Source organism: Kamptonema sp. UHCC 0994 (assembly GCF_029167235.1).
Classification (GTDB): domain Bacteria; phylum Cyanobacteriota; class Cyanobacteriia; order Cyanobacteriales; family Microcoleaceae; genus Kamptonema.
On sequence record NZ_JARFTR010000084.1, the window covers coordinates 1 to 6,667 of the forward strand.

General features: G+C 41.5%; 5 protein-coding genes. 4 read left to right on the plus strand and 1 reads right to left on the minus strand.

Going from position 1 to position 6,667, the window contains the following annotated elements:
- Positions 1 to 161: 161 nt before the first annotated feature.
- Positions 162 to 1,232, minus strand: coding sequence for a Gfo/Idh/MocA family oxidoreductase (locus tag PY364_RS08715; RefSeq protein ID WP_275521868.1), 1,071 nt, complete (start codon positions 1,230 to 1,232; stop codon positions 162 to 164).
- A gap of 423 nt (positions 1,233 to 1,655) precedes the next feature.
- Between PY364_RS08715 and PY364_RS08720 the strand changes: the two genes are divergently transcribed.
- The 4 genes from PY364_RS08720 to PY364_RS08735 all read left to right on the plus strand — a co-directional run.
- Complete coding sequence (locus PY364_RS08720; RefSeq protein ID WP_275521851.1) at positions 1,656 to 2,504, plus strand: ABC transporter permease; 849 nt, start codon at positions 1,656 to 1,658, stop codon at positions 2,502 to 2,504.
- A gap of 33 nt (positions 2,505 to 2,537) precedes the next feature.
- On the plus strand, positions 2,538 to 3,965 hold the full coding sequence (locus PY364_RS08725) for an ABC transporter ATP-binding protein (RefSeq protein ID WP_275521869.1): 1,428 nt from the start codon (positions 2,538 to 2,540) through the stop codon (positions 3,963 to 3,965).
- Positions 3,958 to 5,487 carry a methyltransferase gene (locus PY364_RS08730; RefSeq protein ID WP_275521852.1) on the plus strand — a complete coding sequence of 510 codons (1,530 nt, stop codon included), beginning with the start codon at positions 3,958 to 3,960 and terminating at the stop codon, positions 5,485 to 5,487. Before PY364_RS08725 ends, PY364_RS08730 begins: the two co-directional genes overlap by 8 nt.
- Before the next feature lie 39 nt (positions 5,488 to 5,526).
- The coding region (locus tag PY364_RS08735; RefSeq protein WP_275521853.1) for a sulfotransferase at positions 5,527 to 6,667 on the plus strand (1,141 nt) is incomplete at its 3' end.

Genomic DNA, 6,667 nt, shown 5'->3' on the forward strand with positions numbered 1-6,667 from the left:
GAGCAATAACGATGTCATTGCGAGCGAAGCGAAGCAATCTCAGGGCATTGAGATTGCTTCGCTTCGCTCGCAATGACACCCAATATAAAAGTTTTTAATTGGGTACATACTGCCCTTAATTAGCCGTTAACAGTTAACAGTTAACAGTTAACTACTAACTGTTAACTACTAACAAACTTAACCGCTGAAGAATTCAAATTGTATTCTGAATCTTGTAACGACCAAGCTTGACCATCGAGAGCCATTTGCTCAATTACACTTGCTAGACGCAGAGCTTTTAGAGCCTGTTCTCCCCCGACAGAAGGCTGATTTCCACCGCGCACGCAGTTGACAAAATGTTCTAATTCTGCATGGAGCGGTTCAATATTGCTGGTGTAAACCTTCTCAATTAACCCATCCTGACGGTAAAGCACCTGACCGTAATCAGTCACATAATTAGCCGTCGTTTGTCGGTGAATCAAGATTTCATTATTAAGAAAATCTGCCTCCGTCAGAGAATTTTTACAGTGAGCTACAATCGAACGCAACTTGCGGTGCGTCACCTTGCTTGCAGTCAGGGTAGCCACAATCCCGTTAGCAAAGTTCAAAGTAGCTGTCACGTAATCTAAATAACCGGAGTCAGAGGCACGGCTGCCACTAGCAGTGAGATTAGCCACTGGTGCAGCGGCCAATTCCAGTAACAAGTCAATGTCGTGGATCATGAGATCCAAAACCACCGATACATCGTTCGCCCGCTGAGAATACGGACTCATACGGTGGGCTTCTAAAGCCAGTAACTCTTCAGTCTTCAGCACTTTGCCGAGTTCCTGAAAAGCTGGATTAAAGCGTTCGATGTGGCCAACTTGCAAAATGCTGTGCGACTGTGCAGCAGCATTTACCAGAGATTCAGCCTCGGAAATACTCGCAGCTATCGGTTTTTCAATTAATACGTGAATTCCCGCTTGGAGACAAGTCATCCCCACAGCGTGATGTAGACGAGTGGGGACAGCGACGCAAACTGCATCTACGTGGTTTAGCAAATCTCGATAGTCCTCAAAAAAGCGAACTCGGTATTTGCTAGCTACGTCTATCCCTCGCTCCACATTAATATCTGAAACACCCACGAGTTCGACATCTTTTAACAAGCTCAAAACTCGTGTATGGTGTTGGCCCATATTGCCAACCCCAATTACCCCAATGCGAAGGGGTTCGGGTTGACCTCGCTGGGCAAAAACGTTATGTCCCACTGACATCCTATCTAGCACTCCTGGATTCTCCTCCACCACAGGAATCAAGCTGATTGGCATCCCTCAGCCACTCAAAGCCATCCAGATACTACCACAGTCACTCTATATGTGAAGAATTTCTAAGCAGAGTACCATTCCCAAATTTTGGATGGGTAATTTTACTTTCTCCCAATTTAAACGGACTTGAGCAATTTTTCCTATCTCTAGGGACAGAGTAAGTAAATTTCCCTATCCTCCCCATCTGCCCCGCCCCCCTGCACCCTCCCTCAAGAGGGCCCCATCTGCCCCGCCCCTATGCACCCCGTTCCCCATCTCCCGCTCCTTGCATAGTCGGTCAGGGTAGTTCATTATAGAAAGCTGGTATCAAGCAATGAAAGCTTGACTTTTAAGTGTAGGTTGTGGGTGAGGGCGAAAAAATTGCTGAAATCGATGAAAGGCGTTGTTGAGAAGGCCGGAAGAGTTGGTCACAGGTTTCCTGTTTCCTCCCAGTTAGGGACAAAACTTAGTTTGCTGCTGACATTGGTGCGGCGAGATTTGGAGGCTCAATACAAAGGTTCGATTCTGGGTAACTTGTGGCCTCTGCTGAATCAGTTATCCCAACTGCTGATTTACACCTATGTTTTTTCAATTGTTCTCAAGGTGAAACTGAATCTGCAAGGGTTCCCGGATAATAGCAATATTACTTTCGGGGTTTGGCTGTTCGCAGGTTTGCTACCTTGGACTGCCTTTACTACTGGCTTGACAAAAGCTGCTGTATCTGTTATGGGGCAGCCTAATCTAGTGAAAAAAGTTGTATTTCCCTTGGGATTATTGCCGCTGGTGCCGATTTTGTCGGTATTTATTGAGAGTTCTCTAGGTTTGATTGCGTTGATTACGATAGTAGCGGTGTCGTCTCAAAAGCTGCACGCTACTTTGTGGTTGCTGCCGCTGGTTTGGCTACCGCAGTTGTTGCTGACGGCGGGTTTCGGGTATTTGGCTGCGGGATTAACGGTGTTTTTGCGCGATATTCCCCAGAGTTTAGGTGTTATCCTAAATCTTTGGTTCTATTTAACGCCTATTGTTTATCCTGCGACTGTAATTCCTGAACAGTGGCGAGTTTGGATATTTTGGCTAAATCCTTTGGCTGCGATCGCAGAAGTTTATCGCGATATCATACTGTTGGGTGAAGTAAAGCATTGGGCCGAGTGGGGAGGAGCCTCCGCAATCTCCCTAGCTGTATTTTACGGAGGCATTTTGGTTTATCGGCGATTGCGTCCTGCCTTTGCTGATGTATTGTAGGGGTGTCTTGAGTGAGTGAGTTTTGATCTCGGCATGACGGAAACTGTAATTTCACTAAAAAATGTGTCCAAATGTTTTAAGCGGTACAAACATCCTGTAGACCGCTTAAAAGAAATGATCTTTCCTGGCAAAAAACTAGCTGATGAGTTTTGGGCTTTGCGAGACATTAACATCCAAATTCCCAAGGGGCAAACTTTAGGTATTGTTGGCCGTAACGGTTCTGGGAAAAGTACGCTTCTACAAATTATTGTCGGTACGCTCACGCCAACGACAGGGGAAGTAGACGTTAAAGGTAGAATTTCAGCTTTATTAGAGCTAGGAAGTGGGTTTAATCCTGAATTTACTGGAAGACAGAATGTATTTTTCAATGCTCAGTTGCTCGGATTTAATCAAAAAGAAACTGAAAATAAATTCGATCAAATAGCGGCTTTTGCTGACATCGGCGATTTTATCGATCAGCCAGTCAAAACTTACTCTAGTGGGATGTTTGTTAGGTTGGCTTTTGCTGTTGCCACTAGCGTAGACCCTGATATTCTGGTAGTTGATGAAGCTCTTTCTGTGGGTGATGAAGCCTTTCAGCGCAAATGTTTTGCTCGCCTCCAAATTATTCAAGAAAGAGGAGGGACTATTCTTTTTGTCTCTCACGCGGCTTCTTCTGTTACTCAACTTTGTAAGTCAGCAATTTTAATGGATCATGGGGAATTGCTACTGACTCATACTCCGAAGTTGGTGATTTCTAAATATCAGAAAATGATTTATGCAGAGCCAGATAAAGCTGAAGAATTGAAAGCTGAAATCCGGGAATTGAATAAATTAGTTAAGCAAGAAGCGGAAAATCATCATCAATCTAGTTTAGAGACAAAAAATGGAAATTCACCGGCAAAAAATGGAGAAATCAAAAAAGAGCCAGTAATTTCAAGAGCCATAGAATATTATGAATTTTACGATCCAGGAATGATACCTGCTGATACGGTAAGGTATCCTTCTCGTGGTGCTGAAATCATCAATCCTTGCATTACTACACTGAAGGGGAAAGTAATTAATCACTTGATTGGTCGTCAAGAGTATATTTACACTTACTCAGTGATTTTCTTTAAATCTACGTCCAAAGTTCGGTTTGGAATGTTGATTAAAACTATTAGCGGTTTTGAGTTGGCTGGTTCTTCCTTAAATGCTGCGTCTCAATCACTGCAATATGTTGAAGCCGGTACAACAGTTTCAGTAAATTTTCGGTTTAAATGTCTGTTAAATCCAGGGGTTTATTTCCTCAATGCTGGCGTGGTAGGAATGGTAGATGACGATCTAACTTATCTAGATCGCTGTGTTGATGTTGCTATGTTTAGAGTTCAGCCTTGTGCGGAGTCTCACAGTAATGGAATTGTTGACTTGGTAATCGAGCCGTGCTTAACTGTTGTGAATACTGATTTTATTAATCAAGAGCAGGAAAGTGAGGTTGTCTAATAATAGTATGCAAGTTATTGTCAAAATGAATATGGATTCGCCAGAAAGCTCCGCTGTCAAAGTATTTATTGAAAATCAAGCTAAGTTTCCTGAAAATTTCAAACCCAACATCTGCGAAGATGATGAAATGTATTTATATAGCCTGAGTAACTTAGATAACGACCGAGATCGGGCTGTTGTTCGTTACTATGCTATTGGTCGCCGGATTTTAGATTCAGTTAAACAGATTGTGGAATGGCATTTTGATAAATTTGACAATGTATCATCTTTCCTTGATTTTGCCTGCGGTTATGGTCGTTTTACTCGTTTTTTAATCCAAGAATTACCGCCGGAACAGATTTGGGTTTCTGATATCTATGCGAATGCGGTTAAGTTTCAAGAAGAATATTTCGGTGTTAATGGTATTGTCTCGACTAGAAATCCTGAAGATTATGTGGTTGAGCAAAAGTTTGACTGCATTTTGGCTTGTTCTTTCTTCAGCCATATGCCGGAAAAAACTTTTGTAAATTGGATGCAAAATTTGTATGATTTACTATCGCCTCAAGGTCTAATTATGTTCAGCGTACTGGACATGGAACTTTTGCCTGCTCATGTGGAAGTACCGCCTTCAGGAATTGTTTTTAGTCCATTGAGTGAGAGTCGGTCTTTAGATAAAGAAGAATACGGCACTACTTATGTAACCGAGGAATATGTTAATAAAATTATCGATCGAGTCAGTGGTGGAAAAGCAGTTGTTCACCGGATTCCTAAAGGAATTAGTAGATATCAAGACTTGTATTTAGTAAGTAATGAAAAGGTAAAAGATTTTTCAAGTTTTAACTTTAAACATCACCCGGAAGGTTATCTTGAAGTTGCCTACATTACTCCTAGTGGTAGAATTAATCTAGAAGGCTGGGCGGCAGATTTTAATTATGGCGGTAGAATCGAGGAAGTGCAAGTGCTTGTAAATGGTCAGATTGTGCAAAGATGCAGACCATTTGATGACCGGGAAGATGTTGCTGAATATTTTAAAACAAAGACAGCATTGCATTCAGGTTGGGGTTGTTATTTAGGCAAAGATAAGGTTTTACCGCAGGATATAGTGATGATTAAAGCCATTAATAACTCCGGTCTGGAATGGGTTATAGAAAATTGTACTTTAGAATCACTTTTGAAGCTGAAGGAATCCGCAGCGCAGAGTCTCTCAACTGAAGCCAAACTCGAACAAACTCAAAGTCAGCTATTATTTACCCAGGAAAAACTGGAGGAAACTAAAACTGAGCTATATGCTTTGATGAGACAATTAGAGCAAACACAAGCTCAGCTATTATCTACTCAAGAAAAACTGGGAGAAACTCAAACTGAACTAGCCTCAGTTGAGGTACAATTAGAGCAAACTCAGATTCAGCTAGCCTGTACTCAAGGAGAAAAAGAGCGATCGCAATCTAGAATTATGGCAATGGAGAGTAGTAAATTTTGGAAGTTGAGAGCGGAATGGTTTCGAGTTAAGCGGGCGATGGGGTTAGCTGGAGAAAATGAATGAGGAGGATGGCTTTAGGAATCCCTAAAGAGAATAGAATTTATGAATGTAACTGAGACTAAATCATCTGTTTTTATCGTTGCCGGAATGCACCGCTCCGGTACATCTTTAACAGCTTCTCTTCTTCAGAAAGTAGGGGTAAATATTGGCGAAAACTTGGTGGGGCCTGCCTACGGCAATGTTAAGGGACATTTTGAGAATGTTGATTTTGTGGAGTTTCACAAGGCTGTTTTGCGATCTCAAGGTATAGATGATTTGGGGTCTACTTTACAAAAAGAGATTGCGGTTCCAGATGAATATGTAGAACAAGCTCAAAATATTATTCGCAAAAGTAAGGGTTATTTGCTCTGGGGATGGAAAGATCCGCGCACAACTCTTTTCTTAAATTTTTGGCTGAATTTACTGCCTGATGCCAATGTTATATTTGTCTATCGTTCTCCTTGGGAAGTTGTAGATTCTCTATACCGCAGGGCCACAGATAGTAGCTTGTTAAATAGCCCAGAAATGGCTGTTAAAATGTGGATTCACTATAACAAAAAAGTATTAGAATTTTATCAGCAATTCCCGGAACGTTGTTTTTTAGCTCATGTTGATGCCGTTGGTAATAAAGCCGAGGATTTTGTAGCAACAATTAACAATAAATTTCAGGTGGATTTGCCTGCACCGCCACCAGATAATTTTGAAAAATCTTTATTAGTAAATGAAATTTTACAAACTCACAGGCCGAGTTTGATCGATCGGTATTTTCCAGAGGCTTTAGTAGTTTACAGCGAACTTGAGGAGAAAGCCTTAAATCTTAGTAGCGGAATGGCTGTAAGTGATGCTGAATTTATTAAGCAATCTACCTCCCAGTCTTGGGTTTTTCAAGACTGGCTAGAAATTCGCCAACTGGAAAAACAAAAGAAAATTATTAAATCTGAGCTTGAACAATGGCAAGAACAATTTAGTGAAGCTCAAGGTAAAGTAATAGATTTAGAAACTGAATTAGGTTCGACTCAGGTAAAACTGGCGGGTACTGAAGCGCAATTTCAAGAAGCTTTAGCTAAGGTTTTGGGATTAGAAACTGAATTAGGTTCGACTCAGGTAAAACTGGCGGGTACTGAAGCGCAATTTCAAGAAGCTTTAGCTAAGGTTTTGGGATTAGAAACTGAATTAGGTTCGACTCAGGTAAAACTGGCGGGTA